The 20,342-nt window shown below is 74.5% G+C and carries 15 protein-coding genes; 4 read left to right on the top strand and 11 right to left on the bottom strand.

What is annotated here, in order from left to right:
- Nucleotides 1-5: 5 nt before the first annotated feature.
- The 7 genes from ACZ6TV_RS51490 to ACZ6TV_RS51460 form a co-directional block, all read right to left on the bottom strand.
- Entirely contained in the window at nucleotides 6-1,529 is a 1,524-nt protein-coding gene (locus ACZ6TV_RS51490) for a long-chain-fatty-acid--CoA ligase (protein WP_465308402.1), read from the bottom strand.
- Nucleotides 1,526-7,627 carry a type I polyketide synthase gene (locus ACZ6TV_RS51485; RefSeq protein WP_465308400.1) on the bottom strand — a complete coding sequence of 2,034 codons (6,102 nt, stop codon included), beginning with the start codon at nucleotides 7,625-7,627 and terminating at the stop codon, nucleotides 1,526-1,528. Before ACZ6TV_RS51485 ends, ACZ6TV_RS51490 begins: the two co-directional genes overlap by 4 nt.
- A gap of 7 nt (nucleotides 7,628-7,634) precedes the next feature.
- A complete protein-coding gene (locus ACZ6TV_RS51480; protein WP_465308398.1) occupies nucleotides 7,635-7,949 on the bottom strand; it encodes an acyl carrier protein in 315 nt (104 codons plus the stop codon).
- Nucleotides 7,946-8,473, bottom strand: coding sequence for an FcoT family thioesterase (locus ACZ6TV_RS51475; protein WP_465308396.1), 528 nt, complete (start codon nucleotides 8,471-8,473; stop codon nucleotides 7,946-7,948). Before ACZ6TV_RS51475 ends, ACZ6TV_RS51480 begins: the two co-directional genes overlap by 4 nt.
- A complete protein-coding gene (gene scoE, locus ACZ6TV_RS51470; protein WP_465308394.1) occupies nucleotides 8,470-9,357 on the bottom strand; it encodes a (3R)-3-[(carboxymethyl)amino]fatty acid oxygenase/decarboxylase in 888 nt (295 codons plus the stop codon). Before scoE ends, ACZ6TV_RS51475 begins: the two co-directional genes overlap by 4 nt.
- 154 nt (nucleotides 9,358-9,511) lie before the next feature.
- A complete protein-coding gene (locus ACZ6TV_RS51465; RefSeq protein WP_465308392.1) occupies nucleotides 9,512-10,588 on the bottom strand; it encodes a GH12 family glycosyl hydrolase domain-containing protein in 1,077 nt (358 codons plus the stop codon).
- A 132-nt stretch (nucleotides 10,589-10,720) separates the two neighbouring features.
- The gene (locus ACZ6TV_RS51460; RefSeq protein WP_465308390.1) at nucleotides 10,721-12,631 is read right to left on the bottom strand and encodes an AfsR/SARP family transcriptional regulator; all 1,911 of its coding nucleotides are present in this window, start codon (nucleotides 12,629-12,631) and stop codon (nucleotides 10,721-10,723) included.
- A 65-nt stretch (nucleotides 12,632-12,696) separates the two neighbouring features.
- On the opposite strand from ACZ6TV_RS51460, the gene ACZ6TV_RS51455 reads away from it, so the two are divergent.
- Nucleotides 12,697-13,575 (top strand): alpha/beta fold hydrolase, encoded by an 879-nt coding sequence (locus tag ACZ6TV_RS51455; protein WP_465308388.1) that lies wholly within the window; start codon nucleotides 12,697-12,699, stop codon nucleotides 13,573-13,575.
- Nucleotides 13,576-13,633: 58 nt separating this feature from the next.
- Nucleotides 13,634-14,554 (top strand): universal stress protein, encoded by a 921-nt coding sequence (locus tag ACZ6TV_RS51450; protein ID WP_465308386.1) that lies wholly within the window; start codon nucleotides 13,634-13,636, stop codon nucleotides 14,552-14,554.
- Nucleotides 14,555-14,559: 5 nt separating this feature from the next.
- Here the strand turns inward: ACZ6TV_RS51450 and ACZ6TV_RS51445 are convergent, their stop codons facing one another.
- The 3 genes from ACZ6TV_RS51445 to ACZ6TV_RS51435 are packed head-to-tail and all read right to left on the bottom strand — an operon-like array spanning nucleotide 14,560 to nucleotide 16,066.
- Nucleotides 14,560-15,225 carry a dihydrofolate reductase family protein gene (locus tag ACZ6TV_RS51445; protein ID WP_465308384.1) on the bottom strand — a complete coding sequence of 222 codons (666 nt, stop codon included), beginning with the start codon at nucleotides 15,223-15,225 and terminating at the stop codon, nucleotides 14,560-14,562.
- Nucleotides 15,225-15,722, bottom strand: a complete 498-nt coding sequence (locus tag ACZ6TV_RS51440) for an SRPBCC family protein (RefSeq protein ID WP_465308382.1) — start codon at nucleotides 15,720-15,722, stop codon at nucleotides 15,225-15,227. The genes ACZ6TV_RS51445 and ACZ6TV_RS51440 overlap by 1 nt, the downstream gene beginning before the upstream one ends.
- A complete protein-coding gene (locus tag ACZ6TV_RS51435) occupies nucleotides 15,719-16,066 on the bottom strand; it encodes an ArsR/SmtB family transcription factor (protein WP_465308380.1) in 348 nt (115 codons plus the stop codon). Before ACZ6TV_RS51435 ends, ACZ6TV_RS51440 begins: the two co-directional genes overlap by 4 nt.
- Nucleotides 16,067-16,142: 76 nt before the next feature.
- Between ACZ6TV_RS51435 and ACZ6TV_RS51430 the strand changes: the two genes are divergently transcribed.
- Both ACZ6TV_RS51430 and ACZ6TV_RS51425 read left to right on the top strand, forming a co-directional pair.
- A complete protein-coding gene (locus tag ACZ6TV_RS51430) occupies nucleotides 16,143-16,844 on the top strand; it encodes a M20 family metallopeptidase (RefSeq protein ID WP_465308378.1) in 702 nt (233 codons plus the stop codon).
- An 89-nt stretch (nucleotides 16,845-16,933) separates the two neighbouring features.
- Nucleotides 16,934-17,512 (top strand): TetR/AcrR family transcriptional regulator, encoded by a 579-nt coding sequence (locus tag ACZ6TV_RS51425; protein ID WP_465308376.1) that lies wholly within the window; start codon nucleotides 16,934-16,936, stop codon nucleotides 17,510-17,512.
- Between the two features lie 13 nt (nucleotides 17,513-17,525).
- Here the strand turns inward: ACZ6TV_RS51425 and rph are convergent, their stop codons facing one another.
- Nucleotides 17,526-20,108, bottom strand: coding sequence for a rifamycin-inactivating phosphotransferase (gene rph / locus ACZ6TV_RS51420; protein WP_465308374.1), 2,583 nt, complete (start codon nucleotides 20,106-20,108; stop codon nucleotides 17,526-17,528).
- Nucleotides 20,109-20,342: the final 234 nt, after the last annotated feature.

The raw sequence follows: 20,342 nt of genomic DNA, 5'->3' as shown, positions 1-20,342 counted from the left end.
GCCCGTCAGTTGACCTGGCGGTCGCGGCCGGCCCAGAGCGGGTCGCGCAGGACGCGGCGCAGGACCTTGCCGCTGGGGTTGCGCGGCAGCCGGTCGACGAAGTCATACCCGCTGGGGGTCTTGAAGCCCGCGATCCGCCCCCGCAGGAACAGGTTCAGCTGCCGCGGGGTCGGCCGCGCGTCCGGCGCGGCCACGACGAACGCGTGCACCGCCTCGCCCCAGCGGTCGTCGGGGCGGCCGACGACCGCCGCCTCGACCACGCCCGGGTGCTCGGCGAGGGCCTGCTCGACCTCGGCCGGGAACACGTTCTCCCCGGCGACGATGACGACGTCCTTGATGCGGTCGACGAGGAACAGGTAGCCGTCCTCGTCCAGCCTGCCCGCGTCGCCGGTGCGGACCCAGTCGCCGGCGAGCGTGCCCGCGGTCGCCGCGGGGTTGCGCCAGTACTCCAGCATCCGCGCCGGCGTGCGGATCCAGACCTCGCCGACCGTCCCGGCGGGCTGCGGCACGCCGTCGTCGCCGGCGATCTTCAGCTCGACACCCGGATACGGCCGGCCCGCCGCCCGCAGCCGCCCGCTGCCCGGCACGTGGTCGGCGGGGGGCAGGCACACGGCGGTGTTGCCGGTCTCGGTCAGGCCGTAGAACTGCACGAAGTCGCAGTCCATGGCCAGCATGCACCGCTCCAGCAGGTCGGCGGAGATCGGCGACCCGCCGTAGACCACCTTCCGCAGGCCGCGGAACGTGTCCGGCTGTGCCGCCGGGTCGGCCAGGACGGTGCGCAGCATCGCCGGGACCATGCCGGTGGTGGTCACGCCGTACTTGCCGATGAGCTCCACCGCGAGGGCGGCGTCGAACGCGGGCAGCAGCACGTTGGGGACGCCGGCGGTCCACGCGGCGACGGCCAGCCAGACGCCGCCGACGTGGAACACCGGCAGGGCGACGAGGTTGACGTCGCCGGCGTGCCAGTCGACCCAGTCCAGCGCGGCCTCGGCGAGCCGGTCGCGGATGGCGAAGAAGGTGCGGTGCGCGAGGACGACACCCTTGGGCAGTCCGGTGGTGCCGCTGGTGTACAGCTGCAGCACCGGGTCGTCCGGCCGCGCGGCGTGCCCGACGTCGCCGTCGGGATGCCCGGCGATCCACGTGTCGTACCGGGAGGCCGGGACCACCTGCCACGGCCCGGGGATGTCGACCAGGAACTCGTCCTCGACGAGCAGCACGACCGCGCCGGAGTCGGTGAGGATGTGGGCGATCTCGCGGGCGGTGAGGCGCCAGTTGACGGGCACGGCGACGGCGCCGAGCTTCGCGCAGGCGAACACGAGCCCGTAGCCCTGCTCGCTGTCCCGCCCGACGTAGGCGACCCGGTCGCCGGGCCCGACCCCCGCGGCCCGCAGCGCGTGCGCGGCCCGGTTGGTGGCGCGGTGCAGCTCACCGAAGCTCATCTCGCGCCCGGCGCAGGCGATCGCGAGCGCGTCGGGCCGTGCGGCCCCGTGGACCGCGACGACGTCGCCGAGCGTACGGAGCTGCGTCATGACGACTCCAGGGTGAGGGACCGGGCGACGAGGCCGGCGGCCCGGTCGATCGTCGGGTGGTCGAGCAGCGCGCCCGCCGGCAGCGGCAGGCCGAACAGGCGCTCCAGGGCGTTCTTCAGCTCCACCGCCATCAGCGAGTCGAGGCCCAGCTCGGCGAAGGCGGCGCCCGGCCCCACGTCGTCGGGCGACTCGAAGTGCAGCACCTCGGCGACCTTGGCCCGGATGAGCGCCGCCACCGCGGCGTGCCGTTCGGCGGGCGGCAGGGCGCGCAGCGCGTCGACGTCGGCCTCCAACGCTGCCCAGCCCCGGTCGCGGGCGAGGTCGCGGTAGAGGGCGTTGGCGGCCGGCAGGGCGGCGGCGAACGCGTCCCAGTCGATCTCGCCGACGAGGATCGGGCCGCCGGCGGCGCCGAGCAGCCGGGTCATGGCCCGGGTCGCGGTCGCCGGGTCGAGGAACCGCACGCCCTGCGCCTCGATCCGCCGCCGCAGCCGCGGGTCGAGGCCCGCCGCCATGCCGGCCGAGTCCCACGGCCCCCAGCCGAGGCTGACGCCCGGCAGCCCGGCACCGGCCCGGACGTCCATGAGCGCGTCGAGGTAGGCGTTGGCGGCGGCGTAGTTGCTCTGCCCGGCCGCGCCGAGGATCGCCGACGCTGACGAGTACGCGACGAAGAAGTCCAGCGAGGGCAGGCCGGCCGTGGCCCGGTGCAGGTGGCTCGCGCCGTACACCTTGGGGCCGAGGACCGCGTCGACGGCCTCCCAGGTGAGTGCCGCGGCGGGCGCGTCGGCGAGGACACCCGCGGCGTGCACGATGCCGCCGACCGGGTGCGGCGCCCCGGCGAGCCGGGCGAAGAGGCGGGTGACGTCCTCGGCGCGGGCGACGTCGCCGGTCTCGACGGTGAGCTCGACGCCGGGTCCGAGCCGCGCCCGCAGCGCCGCGACGGCGTCCGGGTCGGGCCGCCGGCCGAGCAGCGTGAGGTGCCGGGCCCCGGCCGCGGCGAGCCGGCGCGCGGTCTGCACGCCGAGGGCGCCGAGCCCGCCGGTGATGACGTAGGTGCGGTCGGGCCGGACGGTGACCGGGCGCGCCGGCGGTGCCGCCGGTGCGAAGCCGATGGCGAGCTTGCCGACGTTGGCGCCGCGGTTGAGCACCCCGAACGCCTCGGCGGCCTCGTCGGTCGTGTACAGCGTCGTCGGCAGCGGCCGCAGCGTCCCGGCCGCGAGGCCGTCGAGGACGGCGGTGAGGATGCGCCGGTGCAGGGCGCGGGTGGCGCCGGGGTCGGTCTCGCTCAGGTCGAAGCACGCGTACGTCACGTCGGGCCGCGCGGCCCGCATCCGCTCAGGCGTCCACACGTCGAGCTTGCCGAGCTCCACGAACCGCCCGCCGGGCGCGAGCGCGCGCAGGCCGGCCGGGATGAACTCGCCGTTGAGGCTGTTGAGGACCAGGTCGACGCCCGCGCCGCCGGTACGGTCCAGGATCGCGTCGGCGAAGCCGGTGGAGCGGGAGTCGAAGACGTGCGCGACGCCCTGCCCGCGCAGCAGGTCGTGCTTGTGCACGCCGGCGGTGGCGAAGACCTCGGCGCCCGCCGCGGTGGCGAGCTGCACCGCGGCCTGGCCGACCCCGCCGGCGGCGGCGTGCACCAGGACCCGGTCGCCGGGGCCCAGCCCGCCGAGGTCGCGCAGCGCGTGCCACGCGGTGACGAACGCGACCGGCAGCGTCGCCGCCTCGGCCCACCCGAGGCCTTCGGGTTTGGCCACGGCGGCCAGGGACGGGACGGTGACGAGCCCGCGCAGGCAGCCGAGGTGGCTCACGATGACCTCGTCGCCGGGCCGGAACCCGGCGTCCGGCCCGGACCCGACGACGACCCCGGCGCCCTCGAAGCCCAGCGGCAGCGAGTCGTCGCCGAGCAGCCCGAGCGCGTTGATGACGTCCTTGAAGTTCAGCCCGGCGGCGTGCAGCCGCACCTGGATCTCGTCGGCGCGTGGCGGTACACCGGCCACGGGGACGGCCCGGAGGGCGTCGAACGAACCGGCCCGCTGCAGGACCAGCTCGACGTCGCCGGCGGGCGCGGCGTCGGGTTCGCTGACCCGCAGCCGCCGCACGTGCCGGGCGCCGCCCCGGTAGGCGATCTGGAACTCGCCCGGCTCGGCGGCCCGCATCTCCTCGGTGAGTGCCCGCGCCGACGCGGCGGAGCCGTCCTCGAGGTCGACCAGCGTCACCCGCAGGTTCGGGTGCTCACGCCACAGCGCGGTCCCGAATCCCCACAGGGTCGCCGCGGCCGGCGGCTCCGGCTGCCCGTGCCCCGCCGCGACCGGGTCGCCGGGCAGTCGCTGGGCGCCGGTCGTGACCAGCCACAGCCGGTGCTCGCCGGGCAGGCCGCCGCCGAGCCCGGCGAGCAGTTCGAGCAGTGACCGGTAGTTGCGTTCGCACTGTTCCCGCAGCGGCAGGCCGTCGTAGGGCTGCCAGAACCAGCACACGTCGCCGCCCGGACCCGTGCCGTGCAGGCCGTCCGGTCCCTGGTTCGCCAGGTGTACGGGCACCGTCCGGCTGTCCCGGCGGACGTGGGCGCGTTTGGTCCACACCGGCGTGTGCAGCAGCCGCCGCTCGGTGTGCTGCGCCCCGGCGACCAGCCGGATGCCGAGCCCTTCGAGGTGGCAGACGGGCCGGTCGCCGTCGAACAGCGTGACGTCGCCGGTGATGTCGGCGTCGCCGGCCGGGCCGGTGTGCCGCACCACGCTGCGCAGCGACGGGCCCTTGGGCTTGCGGAAGAACCGGACCGCGCGGACCCGGACCGGCAGCGCCGTCTGCCGCACCCCGGCGACGGCGCCGAGGGTCTGCATGGCGGCGTCGAGCAGGAACGGCGGGAGCAGCTCCAGACCGCCGGTGTCGTGGCCGCGGAGGTCGGCGACGACGACGTCCCCGTCCCTGGCGAGCCGCTCGACGCGCCGGAACGCCGGGCCGTAGCGCAGGCCGTGCTCGGCGAAGTCGGCGTACAGGTCCTCGGCGGCGGCCTCGGACAGCTCCCCGGGCGCCGGCGGCGGCCCGCAGTCCACTGTGGACGACTCGGGGGCGCCGATGACGGCGGTGGCGTGGCGGTGCTCGATGCCGGTCGCGGCGTCGACGCTGACGATCTCGACACCCGCGTCGCCGCCGGCCCGCACCTGCACGCGGGTGCGCAGCCGGGCGCGGGTGCCGTCGGGCAGCAGCAGCGGCTCGTGGAAGCGCACGCCGGTCAGCGGCCGGGCGGTCTCGCCGAAGACGGTGTCCTGCAGGGCGAGCAGCAGCTCCAGGTAGGCGGCGCCGGGGAACACGGGCTGCTCGCCGACCTCGTGGTCGCGCAGGTATCCGGGCTCGTCGGCGCTGACGGTGGCGGCGAACTCGCGGAACCCGTCCTTGGTGCGGTCCTCGACGCCGAGCAGCGGGTGGCCGGGCGGGCCGCCGCGGTGCCGGCCGGTCGGCTCCGGCATCCAGTAGCGGCGCCGGTCGAACGCGTAGGCCGGCAGGTCGAGCAGCTCCGGCCGGTGCCCGGCGTGGAAGGCGTCCCAGCGGATGGCGGCGCCGCCCCGGTACAGCGCGGCGAGCGAACGCAGCGTGGTGCCCTCGTCCGGCTCGGCCGGGCCTCCGGTTGGGCTCTCGGCGGTGCTCTCGGTGGGGTTCAGGCTCAGCAGCCACCGGTGTGCGGTCCCCGGCAGGCACCGGCGGCCCAGGGCGACGAGCGTCCCGCCGGGGCCCAGCTCGACGAACGTGTGCGGCCCCCGCTCGCCGATCGCGGCCATGCCGTCGGCGAAGCGGACCGGCTCGGCGACGTGCCGGACCCAGTATTCGGGGGTGCACAGCTCGTCGGGGTCGGAGATCCGGCCGGTCACGTTCGACGCGAGCGGGATCCGCGGCTCGTGGAACGTCAGCTCGGCGACCGCCTTGCGGAACTCGGGCAGGACCGGCGCCATCAGCGGCGAGTGGAACGCGTGCGACACGTGCAGCCGGCGGGTCCGCACGCCGCGGGCGGCCAGTTCGGCGACGGCGTCGGCCAGCTGCGCCGCGGCGCCGGACAGCACGCACCGGCCGGGCGCGTTCAGCGCGGCGAACGCGAGGCCGGGCCGGCCCTCGAGGACCTCGGCGACGTCCTCGGCGGACGCCTCGACGGCGGCCATCCCGCCCGGTTCGGTGACGGAGTCCATGAGCCGGGCGCGGGCGGCGACGAGCGCGACGGCGTCGTCGAGGGTGAAGACCCCGGCGACGGTCGCCGCGACGATCTCGCCGACGCTGTGCCCGGCGACGACGTCCGGCCGCACGCCCCAGTCCTGCCACAGTCCGGCCAGGGCGAACCCCACGGTGAACAGCGCGGGCTGGGCGTTGCCCGTACGGTCGACGTCCTGTGCCGCCCGCACGGAGCGGCCCAGGTGCGCCGCGAACCGGGCGTCGAGGTCGTCCACCCGGTCGCGGAAGACCGGGAAGCGGCGGTACAGCGCGGCGTCCGCCCCGGCCCGCTGGGAGCCCTGCCCGGGGAACAGGAACGCGACCCGGCGCGGGCCGTCCGGCTCCGGCTGCGCCGTGTCCAGCAGCGCCAGCAGGTCCTCGCGGTCGCGGACCGGCCCGGCCAGCCTGGCGCCCAGGTGCGTGCGGCCGAGGTTCGCGGTGGCGCAGATCCGGTCGACCGGCAGGTCGGGGTGCGCGTCGACGAACCGCCGGTACCGCTCGGCCTGCCGGCGCAACGCGGACGGCGTCCGCGCGGACAGCGTGAAGACGCCCTGCCGCGCGGGGCCGGCGGGGACCGGTGCCGGCGCGGGTGGCTGCTCGACGATCGCCGCGGCGATCGAGCCGGCGAAGCCGAACGAGTTGACCAGGGCCCGGCGGGTCGGCGCCGCCCAGTCGCGGCGGGCCGTCGGCACGGTGACCGGGATGGTGGCCCACGGGATGTGCCGCGACGGGTTGCGCAGGTTCAGGTGCGGGTACAGCTCACCGTCGCGGACCTGCAGCACCGCCTTCACCAGACCGCCGATCCCGGCGGCCGGCTCCATGTGCCCGACGTTCGTCTTCAGCGAGCTGACCGCGACCGGCTCCGGCGCGCCGGCGAACACCGCCGCGATGGCACCCATCTCGATCGGGTCGCCGAGCGCGGTGCCGGTGCCGTGCGCCTCGACGGCCTGCACGTCGTGCGGGTCGAGCGCGGCCGCCGCGAACGCGGCCCGCATCACCAGCTCCTGCGCGGTGCCGTTGGGGACGGTCAGGCCGCCGCTGTCGCCGTCGTGGCGCACCGCGGTGCCCCGCACCAGCGCCAGGATCCGGTCGCCGTCGCGCTGCGCGTCGGACATGCGCTTGAGCACCACCATGCCGCAGCCCTCGCTGCGGGCGTACCCGTCGGCGCTGTCGTCGAACGTCTTGCACTGCCCGTCCGGGGCGAGCATCCCGACCGCGTGGGAGAACGCGATGTGGCTGCGCGGGTGGTGCACCAGGCTCACCCCGCCGGCGAGGGCGACGTCGCACTCCCGCCGCCGCAGCCCCTCCACCGCCAGGTGCAGCGCGACCAGCGACGACGAGCACGCGGTGTCGACGGCGATGCTCGGTCCGCGCCAGCCGAGCACGTGCGACACCCGGCCGGGCACCGCGCTGTGCGCCGTGCCGGTGCCGATGTGCGCCTCCAGCTGCTCCGGGCCGAGGACCTCGAGGTCGAGGCTGTAGTCGAAGCAGCTGACCCCGATGTATACGCCGCCGGTCCCGCCGCGCAGCTTCGCCGTGTCGAGGTTCGCGTGCTCCAGCGCCGCCCAGCTGACCTCGAGGGCGAGGCGGTGCTGCGGGTCGACGTACTGCGCCTCCTTCGGCGACATCGCGAACAGTTGGGCGTCGAAGTGGTCGAAGTCCTCGACGAAGCCGCCGCCCGCGGTGTTGACCCGTCCCGGCTGGCCCGGTCCGGTGGCGGCCAGACCCGCGACGTCCCACCGGCCGGCGGGGATCGGCGTGATCCCGGACCGGCCCTCGCGCAGGAACTCGGCGAAGCCTTCCAAGGTGTCGTTGCCGCCGGGGAAGCGCAGCCCGGCGCCGACGACGGCGACGGGTTCGTACCGCTCCAGCAGGAGCTCCTCGGCGAGCTGCCGGTAGTCGGTCATCTGCTCCTCATCGGCTGTGCAGTCGTCGCACCAGCTGGGCGGCGAGGTCCTTGCGGGGATCGGCCGCCGGGGGCGTCGCGGTGGGCTGGTCGCAGAGATGGTCGGCGAGGTCGGCGACGGTGAGCCGGCCGTACAGCGCGGCGGCGTCGATCCGGCGGCCCAGCACGGCCTCGAGGTCCTCCTTGACCTCGATGACCTGCAGGGAGGTGAGGCCGAGCTCGAAGTAGTTGCGGTCCGGCGGCAGGTCCTCGTCCGGGGTCATCAGCAGCACCGTCCGGAGCCGCTCGGTGATCAGGGCGATCAGCTCGGCCCGGCCGGTCACCGCTGGGCTTCCCGGGCCGGCGGGTCGGTGATGACCACGGTGACCTGGCCCTCGCTCTCGCCGGTGCCGTCGTCCCAGAACCGGCACCGCGTCCGGTTCACCACGATGGAGCGCCGGTCGATGATCCGCTCGAAGACGACCTCGCCGCGGAACGCTCGGGCGTTCATCGGCCGGCGGAAGGTGCTGCGCAGGTCGGCGATGAGGATGTTGCCGAGCTGCCGGTCGAAGTACTCGTCCAGCCCCCAGCGCGCGTACGGGTCGACGAGGCCCTCGTCGACGGCCTTCGCCATCGCGTAGTAGCCGAGCTGGTTGAAGCAGATGTTGAACTCGACGGAGTTGAAGTGCCCGGTGTCCTCGATGTAGCACGAGGCCGGGATCGCCAGCTCGCCGACGACCCGCAGCGTCCCGTCGCGGGCGTCGACCTCGGCGGAGCGCAGGTAGCGGCAGTGCGGCAGGTACGGGCGCAGCACCCGCTGCAGGACCGGGGTCCGCGCCGCGGTGTCCGCCGTGACGGCGGCGGTCACGACTCCTCGATGCCGGGGTAGAACGGCAGCTCGTCGTGGACGGTCACCCGGTAGGACATGGTCGGCTCGGGCGTGGTGGTGTGCCGGGCGCAGTGCACCAGCTGCCGGTTGTCCCAGACCAGCAGGTCGCCCTTCTCGAACGTCTGCAGGTGGATGTTCTCGTGGGTGAACGTGGGGTCGAGCTGGCCGCTGAACTCCAGCAGCCGCCGCAGGACGTCACCGTCGAGCACCCGGCCGTCCGCGTCGCGGATCTCGCAGGCGCTGGCCTCGCTGATGTACAGCACGTCCCGGCCGTTCGCCGGGTGCTTGAAGACCGTCGGGTGCGCGACCGCGGGCGTGGTGCGCTCGATCTCCTCGAGGAGGTCCTTCACCGGCCGGTACACGTCCGACGGCCGGATCTTGAAGTAGCGCCGGGGGCTGTGGATCGTCACGGTCCCGGCGATCGCCGCCTTCAGGTCCGCGGGCAGCCGGTCGTGCACGTCGGCCATGTCGATGAAGTACGTGCCCCGGTTGTGCTGCGGCACCACCTGCGGGTAGATCAGCGTCAGCCCGAACGGCCGGGCCATGAACTGGTAGTCGGCGTGCCAGAACTTTCCCGTCTGCGGCACCCCGACCGGCGAGCCGTCCGCGGGGATGTTCGAGGAAACGAAGATCTCCCGGCGCTCGGGGTGGTGGTACATCGGCTCGTAGTACACCTCGACCCGCCCGAGGCGCCGGCCCAGCTCCACGAACCCGTCCGGCGACAGGTGCTGATCCTTCAGCACCACGATGCCCTCGGAGTACACCAGCCGCTTCAGCGCGGCGAAATCCGCGTCCCCCGCGGAGCTCACGTCCAGCCCGATCGCCGTGCCGAGACCGGTGCGGGCCTGTGCGATGCTCGTCAACGCAACACTCCTCCGCTCGCAGTGCGCTGGCGAGCACGCTAAGGCCGCCGCCCCTAGCCGCATCACTAGATGCGTCGTGCGGCTGCGGTGCCCAGCGGGGTGCTCAGCGGCGCGCCGGCCCCGCCGGAGGACGGCGGGACCGGCGACGGTGCTACTACGCGGCGGTGCAGCTCACCGAGGACGGGGCGGTCCCGCCGGCGGTGAAGCCGTAGGTGGTGGACGCGTTCGCGCCGAGGGCGCCGTTGTAGGTCTCGTTGCGGACGGTGACCGGGGAGGCCGAGGTGACCCGCCCGTTCCACAGGTTGCTGATCGTCGCGCTGCCGCCGGACCAGGTCGTCGACCAGCCCGAGATGCCGGACGTGCCGGTGTTGCGCACGGTCACCTCGCCCTGGAAGCCGCCCTGCCAGCTGTTGGTGGTGCGGTACGTGGCGGAGCAGCCGGCCGTGCCGCCGCCGCCTCCACCGCCGCCCCCGCCGCCGCCGTTGACGGAGGCGGAGAACGACGTGACCGCGAGGCCCTGCCCGCCGATCCACGGCTCGAAACCCGCCTGCATGCTGGTGAGGTACCACGACGTGGTGGCCTTGCCGCGGGCGATGACGTCGTTGATGAACGCCTTCGCGTCGAAGCTCCAGCTGCTGATCGGCGACGGCGAGACGTAGGAGACCACGTCGTTGCCGCCGTTGTTGCCCTGCCAGACCTCCCACGTGCGACCCGCGATCGAGGCCGAGCCGACCTGGCCGCCGACCGGCTGGATCGAACCCTGCCGGTTGAACCAGATCATGATCTCGGTCGCGTTGACGCCGTTGGTCTTCGGTGTCGGGTCCATCCAGATGTCGTACGCCGCGTCGTACGTGCCGCCGACGTAGCTGTAGCTGATGCTCGTCTGCGCGGAGCTGATCGAGCTGATCTGCATCGGCAGGTTCGTGCCGGGCGAGCAGTTCGTGTAGTGGCAGCCGATGTAGATGGCCGGGTAGGACGCGGGCGCCCCGTTCGTCGGCTTGTTCGCGTTGATCTGCGTGATCGAGAACCCGGAGTTCGTCACGTTGATGCACTGGGTCGCGCTGTTGCCCCAGTTGTTGTTCATGACCACGTACTTGCCGCCGATCGTGGTCGACCCGAAGGTCTCGCAGATCTGCGTGTCGGCGCTGGCCGGCTGTGCGGGGCCAACCACGGCCACCAGGCCCGCGGCGAGCAGACCGGTCGCGGCGACGGCGCGCAGCGTCCTTCTCATGCAGCCTCCCTAGTCCTAGGTCGGGAACGCGTGGCGGAGCGTTCCTGGCTGCGGACGTTAGGCAATCGGCCGCACGACAGCGAAGCGACAGCGTGACAATCTGTGTTATCCCAGCTCAAACCCCAGATCGGGTCATGAAACGTACATGTGACGCAGGTGCGCGGCGACCGGCCCGGCGGTGAGCACGCCGCTGCCCGCACCGGCCCATTCCCGCGCCGCGGGGGTCAGCGCGGCCCGTGCCCTGGCCGTCGCCGCCCGGTCACCGCCGGCGCGGGCGGCCTCGGCGATCAGGCACCACAGCGCCTCGGTGAACAGGCCGGCCGGCGGGTCCGGCAGCGCGTCCAGGGCCGCCGGGTCCGGTCGTGCCCACGGCTCGTACGGGCCGCAGTCCTCGCCCTCGTCCGGCAGGCCGTGCCAGAGCCGCAGGCAGCGCAGCGCCAGCGGCAGCAGGCCCTCCTGCAACCCGGGCATGCCGGCGTCGTCGAGACGTCCCGCGGCCGCCCGGTAGGCGCGCTCCACCACCGGCGGCGCGGCCGCCTCGGCCACCGCGAGCCGCAACGCCCGGTACCACTGCGTGAACACCGCGACCAGGGGGCGTTCGTGCCGCGCGGCGAGGTCCTCGGCGGCGGCCGCGTCCCGGTCGGCGGCGGCGAAGTCGGCGAGGCCGCTGAGCGCCTGCATCCGGATCAGGTGGCCGAGGACCTGGAAGCCGACCAGGCCGCCGCGGGTGGCGACGTCGACGAGCTCGGACCCGATCGCGGCCCGCCGCGGCGCGGTCCCGGTGTCCCGGCAGCTCTGCATGAACGCGCCGTTGAGGGCGAACGCGAGCAGCGCCGGGTCGTCGAGCCGCCGCGCGATCCGCTCCGCCTGCCGGGCACAGTCGAGCGGCCGGGCGTCGCGGGTGCCGCGGGACTCGACCGCGATCGTGGCCAGCAGCCGCGCCCGGGTCGCGTCGTCGCCGGTCGCGGGGAGCCCGGCGAGGGTCCGCTCGGCCGCCGCGACCACGCCGGCGGCCAGGCCGGGGTCGTCGGAGCGCGGCCAGAGCGCCGGTACGTCGTACGCGCCGATGACCCGCGCGGTCAGCAGCGGATCGCCGAGCTGCTCGGCCGCCTCGATCGTCGCGGCGCGCTGCTCGCGGGCGGCGGCCAGCCCGCCACCGCCGGTCATCGCGAGGTCGCGCAGCAGCCCGACCGTCGACTCGAGCCGGCTGCGGGATCCGGCCGCGACGAGCCGGTCGTACGCGGCGGCAGCCTGCGTCCACACCCGCCCGGCGGCGGTCTGCGGCTCGTCGGTCTGGTGCAGGATGTCCGCCTCGAGCCGCCGCAGCGCCGGGCCGGGCTCCAGGCCGAGCTCGTCGACGAGCAGCGCCCGCGCCCGGCGGAGCACGGCGAGCGCGTCGCCCTGCCGGCCGGAGGCGTACAGCGCCAGGCCGAGCAGCCGCCAGCCCTCCTCGCGCCAGGGGTGCCGGGTCGCGTGCGCGTCCAGGTCGGCGACCGCCTCGGCGGCCAGACCCAGCTCGAGCCGGGCGGCGCCCTGCCGCTCGACGGCGTGCAGCCGCAGCTCGGCCAGGCGCGCCCGGTCGGCGCGGGCCCACGGCGCGTCGGCGAAGTCCGCGTACGCCGGGCCGCGCCACCATCCCAGCGCCGCGTCCAGCCGGTCCAGCGCGGCGCCCGCCGGCAGCGCCGCGGCGGCCGACACCGCCGCCTCGAACCGCCACGCGTCGACCGCGTCGGTGCCGGCCCGCAGCGCGTATCCGGGGCCGTCGGTGACGAGGACGGTCGCCGGTGCCCGCGGCGGGCGGTCCGGCTCGACGGCCCGGCGCAACGCCGCCACGAACGTGCGCACCGCGGGCACCGCGCCGGCCGGCGGCGCCACCCACAGGTCGTCGACGAGGTCACCGACCGGCACCACCCGCCGCCGCGCCACCAGCAGCCGGGCCAGCACCGCCCGGTGCAGCGGGCCCTTCAGCGCCACCGCGGCCCCGGCGGCGTCCCACGCCGCCACCGGGCCCAGCACGCCGAACGCGACCTGTCCGTTGCTCATCGGTTGCTCATTCGCCACGCGCAGACTTTCCCTGCCGATCAACCACACTGAAGAGGTACCAGACGATGACACCCACCATCCCCGGCTTCGACCAGCACCGGGTCCCCGTCGGCGGCGACGTGTCGCTGCACGCGGCGGTCGGCGGGTCGGGCAGCCCGATCGTGCTGCTGCACGGCTTCCCGCAGACCCACCTGATGTGGCGGCACGTCGCCGCCGACCTGGCCGCCGGACACACCGTGATCTGCCCGGACCTGCGCGGGTACGGCGCGAGCGACAAACCCGCCGAGGCCGGCCCCGGCACGTACAGCAAACGCACCATGGCCGGCGACGTCGTGGCGCTGGCCATGGTGCTGGGACACGAGCGCTTCGCGCTGGCCGGTCACGACCGCGGCGCGCTCGTCGCGTTGCGCGCCGGGCTGGACCATCCGGCCGCCGTCAGCCACCTGGCCTGCCTGGACGTGCTGCCGACGCTGGACATGTGGGAGGTCATGCACGGCGTGGACGCGGCCGTCGGCTTCCACCTGTACCTGATGGCGCAGCCGCCCGGCCTGCCGGAGCGGATGATCGCGGCGAGCGCCGACGCGTTCTTCGGCCACTTCCTGGACCGCTGGGCGGGCGACCCGGCCGCGATCCCCGCCGACGTCCGGGCCGCCTACCTCCGGGCCTGTGCCGGGGCGGTGCCGTCGATCGTCGCGGACTACCGGGCCTCCGCCGGGATCGACGTGGAGCACGACCGCGCCGACCGGGACGCCGGCCACCGGCTGCGGATGCCGGTCACGGTGGTGCAGCAGGACTGGGGTGCGGCACTCGGCTTCGACGCGGCGTCGATCTGGCGGGCGTGGGCGCCGGACCTGCGGCACACGGTCACCGGCCACGGTCACTTCATGGCCGAGGAGGCGCCCGCGATGATCGCCGGGGAACTGCGCGCCCTGCTTACCCGCTGACAAAAGTTCATCCGGCAAACCATGCATGGGACCGCGATTCGCGGGCATGGGCGGTCGGATGCTGTTGACGGAAGCACCCCCCGCGATCGTCGTCGGTGTCGACGGCACCGCAGAAGGCGAGCGAGCGGTGCGGTGGGCAGCGGCCGATGCCGCTCGCCGTGGCCGGCGGCTGCATCTGTTCCACGCGTGCGCCGGACCGACACTGGTCCATCCGCCGCCGGGCCTGTGGCTCCCCGTGCCGGGTGCGCCGCAGCCGACGCCGCACGCCGCCCGCCTGCTGCAGGACGCGGCGGGGCTCGCGCACGCGATCGACGCGGACCTGCCGGTGACCGCCGAGAGCGTCGGCGGGCAGCCGATTCCGGCGCTGCTGGAGGTGTCCGAGCGCGCCGCGGCGATCGTGGTGGGCCGGCGGGGGACCGGGACGCTCGGTGCGCTGGTGGCCGGCTCCACCGCGGCGGAGATCGCGGAGTTCGCGGCGTGCCCCGTGGTCGTCGTCCGGGCGGACAACAGCACCGCCGGCCGGCACGCCGGGCGCGTGGTCGTCGGCATCGACCCGACCGAGCCGTCCGAGGAGGCGATCGCGTTCGCCTTCGAGCAGGCGCTCGTCCGCGGGACCGGGGTGACCGCGGTGCACGCCTACCATCCGCCCGCCGACCCGATGGCCGGCTGCATGGTGCCCGGCTCCTTCGACCTCGGCGCCAGGTGCGACACGGCGCAGCGGCTGCTGGCGGAGACCCTGTCCACCTGGCGCGAACAGTACCCCGACGTCGGCGTGCGACCCGTCGTCGAACTGGGCGGCGCCACCGGCGTCCTCATGCGCGCCAGCATGGGCGCGGCGCTGCTGGTGGTCGGCGCCCACGGCTACGGCCCGTTCGGCGGCCTCGTCCTGGGCTCCGTGAGCCGCGCCATGCTCCACCGCGCACCGTGCCCCGTCGCCGTGGTCCGCACCGCCGCCCGCCACGACACGCTGCTCACCTGAGCCGGCTACCGCGGGCGCACGGTGTAGGTCAGGTGGGTCACCCTGGGCGAGGGCACCGCGCGGACCGGCTCCAGGGCCACGCGGTCCGCGTCGACGCCCTCGAACAGGCGGATGCCGGAGCCGAGCAGCACGGGCGACAGCGTGACGGTGAACTCGTCGACCAGGCCGGCGTTCAGGTACTGCAGGATCGTCTCGGCGCCGCCGGCGATGTGGACGTCACGGTCGCCGGCGGCCTGGCGGGCCTGGTCGAGCGCGGATCCGATGCCGTCGTCGACGAAGTGGAAGACGGTCCCGCCCGGCCGCGGCCAGGGGTCACGCCCGGCGTGCGTCACGACGAAGACCGGGGTGTGGAACGGCGCCTCCTCCGGCCACGCCAGCTCCCCGGCGTCGAACATGCGCCGGCCCATGACACTCGCGCCGGTGCGCTCGTGCGTCGCCCGGGCGACGTCGTTGTCGATGCCTTCCTCGCCGCCCTCGCCGAGCTTGAGATTCTCCCGGAAGAACCGCTGCGGGAACGCCCACGCCTGCAGCCGCGACCACTGCGCCATCCACCGCTGGACCCTCGGGTCGCCGCGGCCCTCGGGCGAGAAGACGTCCTCGACGGGCACCTCCTCCGGCGCCATGAAGCCGTCGAGCGACATCGTCACGCTGAAGAACACCTGCCCGGCCATCAGCCCGCCGCCCCCGTCCGGGCGAGCCCGGCGACATAGGCGGCCAGGTTGCCCAGGGTCTGCCGGCCGCCCTCGACCGCGTGATACTTCTCGACCGCCTCGTCGCGCACCTCCTTGGTGGGGAACACCGTGCGCATCTCGATCAGGGTCGCCGCACCGTCCGGCGCGAACGTCAGGACCGACTCGAACGCGTTGGGGTCGTCGCTGGACTCGCCGTGCAGCAGCGCGATCCGCTCCGGCGGGGCGATCTCGGTCCAGGAGATCCACTCGGCATAGTCGGTCCCGTCCGGCCCGTGCATCACGAAGTCCCAAACCCCGCCCTCGCGGAACTCGAACGACCGGGTGGTCGTGGTGAACCCGTCCGGGCCCCACCACCGCGACAGGTGCCGGACCTCGGTGAACGCCTCGAACACCAGCTCCCGCGGGGCGTCGATGACCCGGGAGATCACGATCTCCCGGTCGGCCGTCGCCCCCGCTCCTGTGCTTGCCGCTGTCATCGGTCTTCCTCCTGCCGAGTCTGTTTGAGGTCCTGCACGTAGCTGTCCAGCCGGTCGAAACGCTCGTGCCAGAACCGCTCGAACTCGCCGACCCACTCGTGGACCGGCCGCAGCCCGCGGGCGTCCAGCCCGTAGAGGCGCTGCTTGCCCGCCTCGCGGACCCGCACCAGCCCCACCTCCCGCAGCACCCGCAGGTGCTTGGACGCCCGAGGCTGGCTCATCCCCAGCTCCCGGGCCAGGTCGGTCACCGGTCGCTCACCCGCCCGCAGCAGCGCCAGGATGTCCCGGCGCTGCGGCTCGGCGATCGCGTTGAACGCGTCCGACGTCGTCGCTGCTCGTGCCACGGCAGCCATCATATTCCCATAACGGCATGCGTCAAGCGGGAAGCCCGGCGATCCGTGGCTGGCTACGCTGGCGAGCATGCGGGACGTGGAGACCGAGGCGCTGGCGCTGCTGTCCGACCTCGTCCGGGTCGACAGCGTCAACCCGGGCCTGGTCCCCGGCGCCGCGGGCGAGACGGCGATCGTCGAGCACCTCCGCGCGCGGCTCGACCGCGCGGGCTTCGCCACCACGGTGGTGCCGGCCCGCGGCCACGCCGACCGGCCCAGCCTGGTCGCGGTGCCGCCAGGGCCGGCGCGGTGGCCCACGCTGGTCCTGAACGGGCACCTCGACACCGTCGGCGTGACCGGCATGCCTGAGCCGTTCACGCCGCGGCTCGACGGGGACCGGCTGCACGGCCGCGGCGCAGCGGACATGAAGGGCGGCGTGGCGGCGGTCGTCGCCGCCGCCGAGCACCTGGTCGCGACGGGCGCCGAGGTCCGGCCGGTGCTCGCGCTGGTCGCCGACGAGGAGGACGCGAGCCTGGGCAGCGAGGCCGTGATCGACGCGCTGCCCGGCCTCGGGATCCGCCCGGACGCGTGCCTGATCGCGGAGCCGACCGACCTCGCGCTGACCAGGTCGCTGCGCGGGTTCGCGGTCGTGCGGGTGACCTTCGCCGGGCGCGCCGCGCACAGCTCGCAGGCCGAGCTGGGGATCAACGCCGTCACCCACCTGGGCCGGCTGCTGCACGCGGTCGACGAGCGGGCGGCGGCGCTGCGCACACTGCGCGTCACCCGCCGCTGAGCGCGCCACGGGAGGCCTGCTCAGAGCCGGGATTCAAGGTTTGTGCAACGATCGTCGGCGATGCTGGGCGAGTGCAAACTCATCGGGGGATGACGGCGGTTCGTCGTCGGTACGGCACGGAGTTGGTGCGGGCGCTGCAGGACGCGGTGCTCGCCGAGGTGGCCGAGCGGGGCTACGCGGCCACGACGTATGACACGGTGGCCTTCCGGGCCGGGACGAGCAAGCCCGTGCTGTACCGGCGCTGGAGCAGCAAGGCGGAGATGGTCGCCGACGCGTTGGTGACGGTGCACGGCGGGGACGTGCTGCCGGCGGACACCGGCAGCCTCGCCGGCGACCTGAAGGCGCTGCTGACCGCCGTCCGCAGGGCGGTCGTCCGGTCGGGCCGGCGGTCGCTGCTGGGGCTGCTCGCGGAGCCCGCACCGGCGATCGGGGTGGCGGTCCGGCGGCTGTTGTTCGCCGACGGCGCCGCGGCCGTGACGCCGCTCGTCGAGCGGGCCCGGTTGCGGGGCGAGCTCGGGGACGCCCCGCTGCCGGCGGCCGTGGTCGTCCTGCCGCTCGACCTGACGCGGCAGGCGATCGTCGTGGGCGGTGACCTGACCGACGAGGCGCTCGACGCGATCGTCGACCAGGTCGTCGTGCCGCTCTTCGAGCTGCACAGCAGATCCTGACCGGTGTGCGCGGTCAGTCGAGGAGCTCGATGTAGCCGTCGGTGCCGTGCACCCGGATGCGCCGGCCGTCGGCGATGCGCCGGGTCGCGTCCGCCACGCCGACGACGGCCGGCAGGCCGTACTCGCGGGCGATCACGGCGCCGTGCGTCATCAGGCCGCCGACCTCCGTCACCAGGCCCGCGACCGCCACGAACAGCGGCGTCCAGCTGGGGTCGGTGTGGGTGGTGACGAGGATGTCGCCGGGTTCCAGGTCGGCGCCGGCCATGTCGAGGATGACGCGGGCCCGGCCCTCGACCGTCCCGGCGGAGACCGGCAGGCCGATCAGCGCACCCTCCGGCAGGTCGTCGCGCCGGTACGACCCCGCGACGACCTCGCCGTCGGAGGTCAGTACCCGCGGCGTGGTCAGCGTCCCGTAGATCCGGAACTCCTCCTTGCGCCGGTCGATGAGCTCGGCGTCGGCGCGGTTCGTGCGCACGACGTCGCGCAGCTGCTGGAACGTGAGGAAGTAGACGTCCTCCGGCTCCCGCAGGACGCCGGCCCGCACGAGGCGGCCGGCCTCTTCCAGCAGGGCCTGCTTGTAGACGAAGTAGCGGCTGATCATGCCGTACTTCGGGTACTCGCGGTACCCGATGAAGGTCCGGACGCGGTCGATCCTCTGCTTCGTCTCGGCGGCCCTGGCCTCGCCGTCCGGCAGGGCGCGCAGTCGCTCCAGCAGCTCCTGCTCCTTCGCCCAGGCCTGCTGCCGCCCCTGCTCGAAGCGCAGCGCGCCGGCGCCCGGCTCGAAGTTCCTGATGTTGCCGAGGATCAGCGGCACGAGCGTCGAGGGGCGTTCGGCCCACCGCGGCCGGGTGATGTCGATCTCGCCGACGCAGCGCATCCCGTACCTGCGCAGCCAGCCCTCGATGGCGTCGCGGGCCTCCCGCCCGCCGGGGAGCCCGGGCAGCTCTTCCAGGAACGCGTCACCGCCGGCGTGCTCCAGAAACGCCACGACCTCTTTGTGTGGCCGGATCACGTCGGCGACGTCGAGCAGCGCCAGCCCCATCTCGGAGGTGACGTTGTCGGGCACCGACAGCGTGAGCGTGTCCGCCGCGTTCTTCTCCCCGAGCCAGTCCGCCAGCCGCTCGTTGAGCCACCACGTGGCCTCCATCGCCGACATGAAGACCTGGTGGCTGCGCGGGTCGAACAGGTTGCGCCGCAGCCGCTGGATGTCGTCCTGGATGAAGTCGAGCAGCGCCTCGCCGGACTTCCCGCGGATGTCGCGGGCCGCCGTGGCGACGGACGCCTCGCTGTGCGCGATCAGCTCGGCGACGATCGCGGGATCGGTCTCGATCGTCGACGGTGTGCTGCCGACCAGCGGCCCGGGTGCGCCCTCGTCGGGGATCGGCCGGATGAACCCGTCCCGCCCCAGGACGGTCCGCAACGCGTCCAGGGTCAGCGGGTCGCCCTTGCCGATGAGCGCCAGGAACCCGTCGCGGCTCGCCGGTGACGCCAGCCGCTGGGTCACGTCGACGAACAGCCGGCCGCCGGCCTCGGCCATCGGCATGGGGGTCGTCATCTGCCAGAACGACAGCCCGAGCGGCCGCATCGGGTCGGTCATCATCTGCTGGTGGCCGACGGAGAGGTAGACGCGGTTCTCCCGGTCGCCGGCCTCGGGGACGGGGAACAGCGTGGTGATCGGCCGGCTCTGCACGATCTGGAACCCGCCGCCGGTCAGGCACCATTCGATGTCCTGGGGGCGGCCGAACCGCGCCTCGATCCGCCGGCCGAGGTCGACGAGCGCCACGACCTGCGCGTCGGTCAGCGCCGCCCGCTGCCGCAGCTGAGGGTCGACGGGCGCTTCCCGGGTGCCGCCGCCGGGCGAGGCGTGGACGGCGACCTGCTTGGCGCCGATGGTCCTGGCGACGACCGCGCCGTCGCGGACCTTGTAGACGTCCGGGTTCACCAGCCCGGAGACGAGGGCCTCGCCGAGCCCGTAGCTCGCGTCGACGGAGGCGACCTTCCGGTCGGACGTGACGGGGTCGGCGGTGAACAGGATCCCGGCCGCGTCCGGGAACACCATCCGCTGCACGACCACCGCCATGTGGACCGTGCGGTGGTCGATGCCGTTGCGCTGCCGGTACGCCACGGCCCGCTCGGTGAACAGCGACGCCCAGCACCGGCTGACGTGCTCGAGGACCGCCGCCGCCCCGATGACGTTGAGGTAGGTGTCCTGCTGCCCGGCGAACGACGCCGTCGGCAGGTCCTCGGCCGTCGCGCTGGACCGCACGGCGTAGGCGACGTGCCCGTCGAGCCCGCCGGTGACCGCCGCCGCGACGTCGCCGGGGACGGCGGTGGTCTCGATGCTGCGGCGGATGTCCGCGCTGAGGGTGCGGACCGCGTCGCGGTCCTCGGCGCGGGCCAGCCGATCGAGCCGCTCGCCGAGGCCGGGCACGTCCGCCATGACCCGGCGGAAGGCGTCCGTGGTGACGCAGAAGCCGGCCGGCACCGTGACGCCCTCGACGCCCGACAGCGCGCCGAGGTGCGCGCCCTTGCCGCCCACGACCGTCAGCAGCGTCTCGTCGACCTCGTCCAGACCCAACACGTACCGCTCGCTCATCGTGCCCCCGGTGCCTTCGTCCGTTTCGGCCTTTTGGTCCGGCCGACGATTCTGCAGCACGGACCGGGTCTTGCGGCAAGACCCCCAGCCTGCTATATGTTAAGAGTGGCAGGGAGATTCTCCTTGCCTTCTTTTGTGTCTGAGCCCTGATCCACCGATGAGGTTTCGGTGCTGGGCTGGCCTGGGTTAGTGATCTTGTTGTGCTGGTCGGGCGTGTGGGGGTGACCGGCCGGG

This window comes from Dactylosporangium sp. NPDC051087 (genome assembly GCF_055586325.1).
The sequence above is the reverse complement of the archived record's forward strand: the minus strand, read 5'-3'. Positions and strand labels throughout refer to the sequence as shown.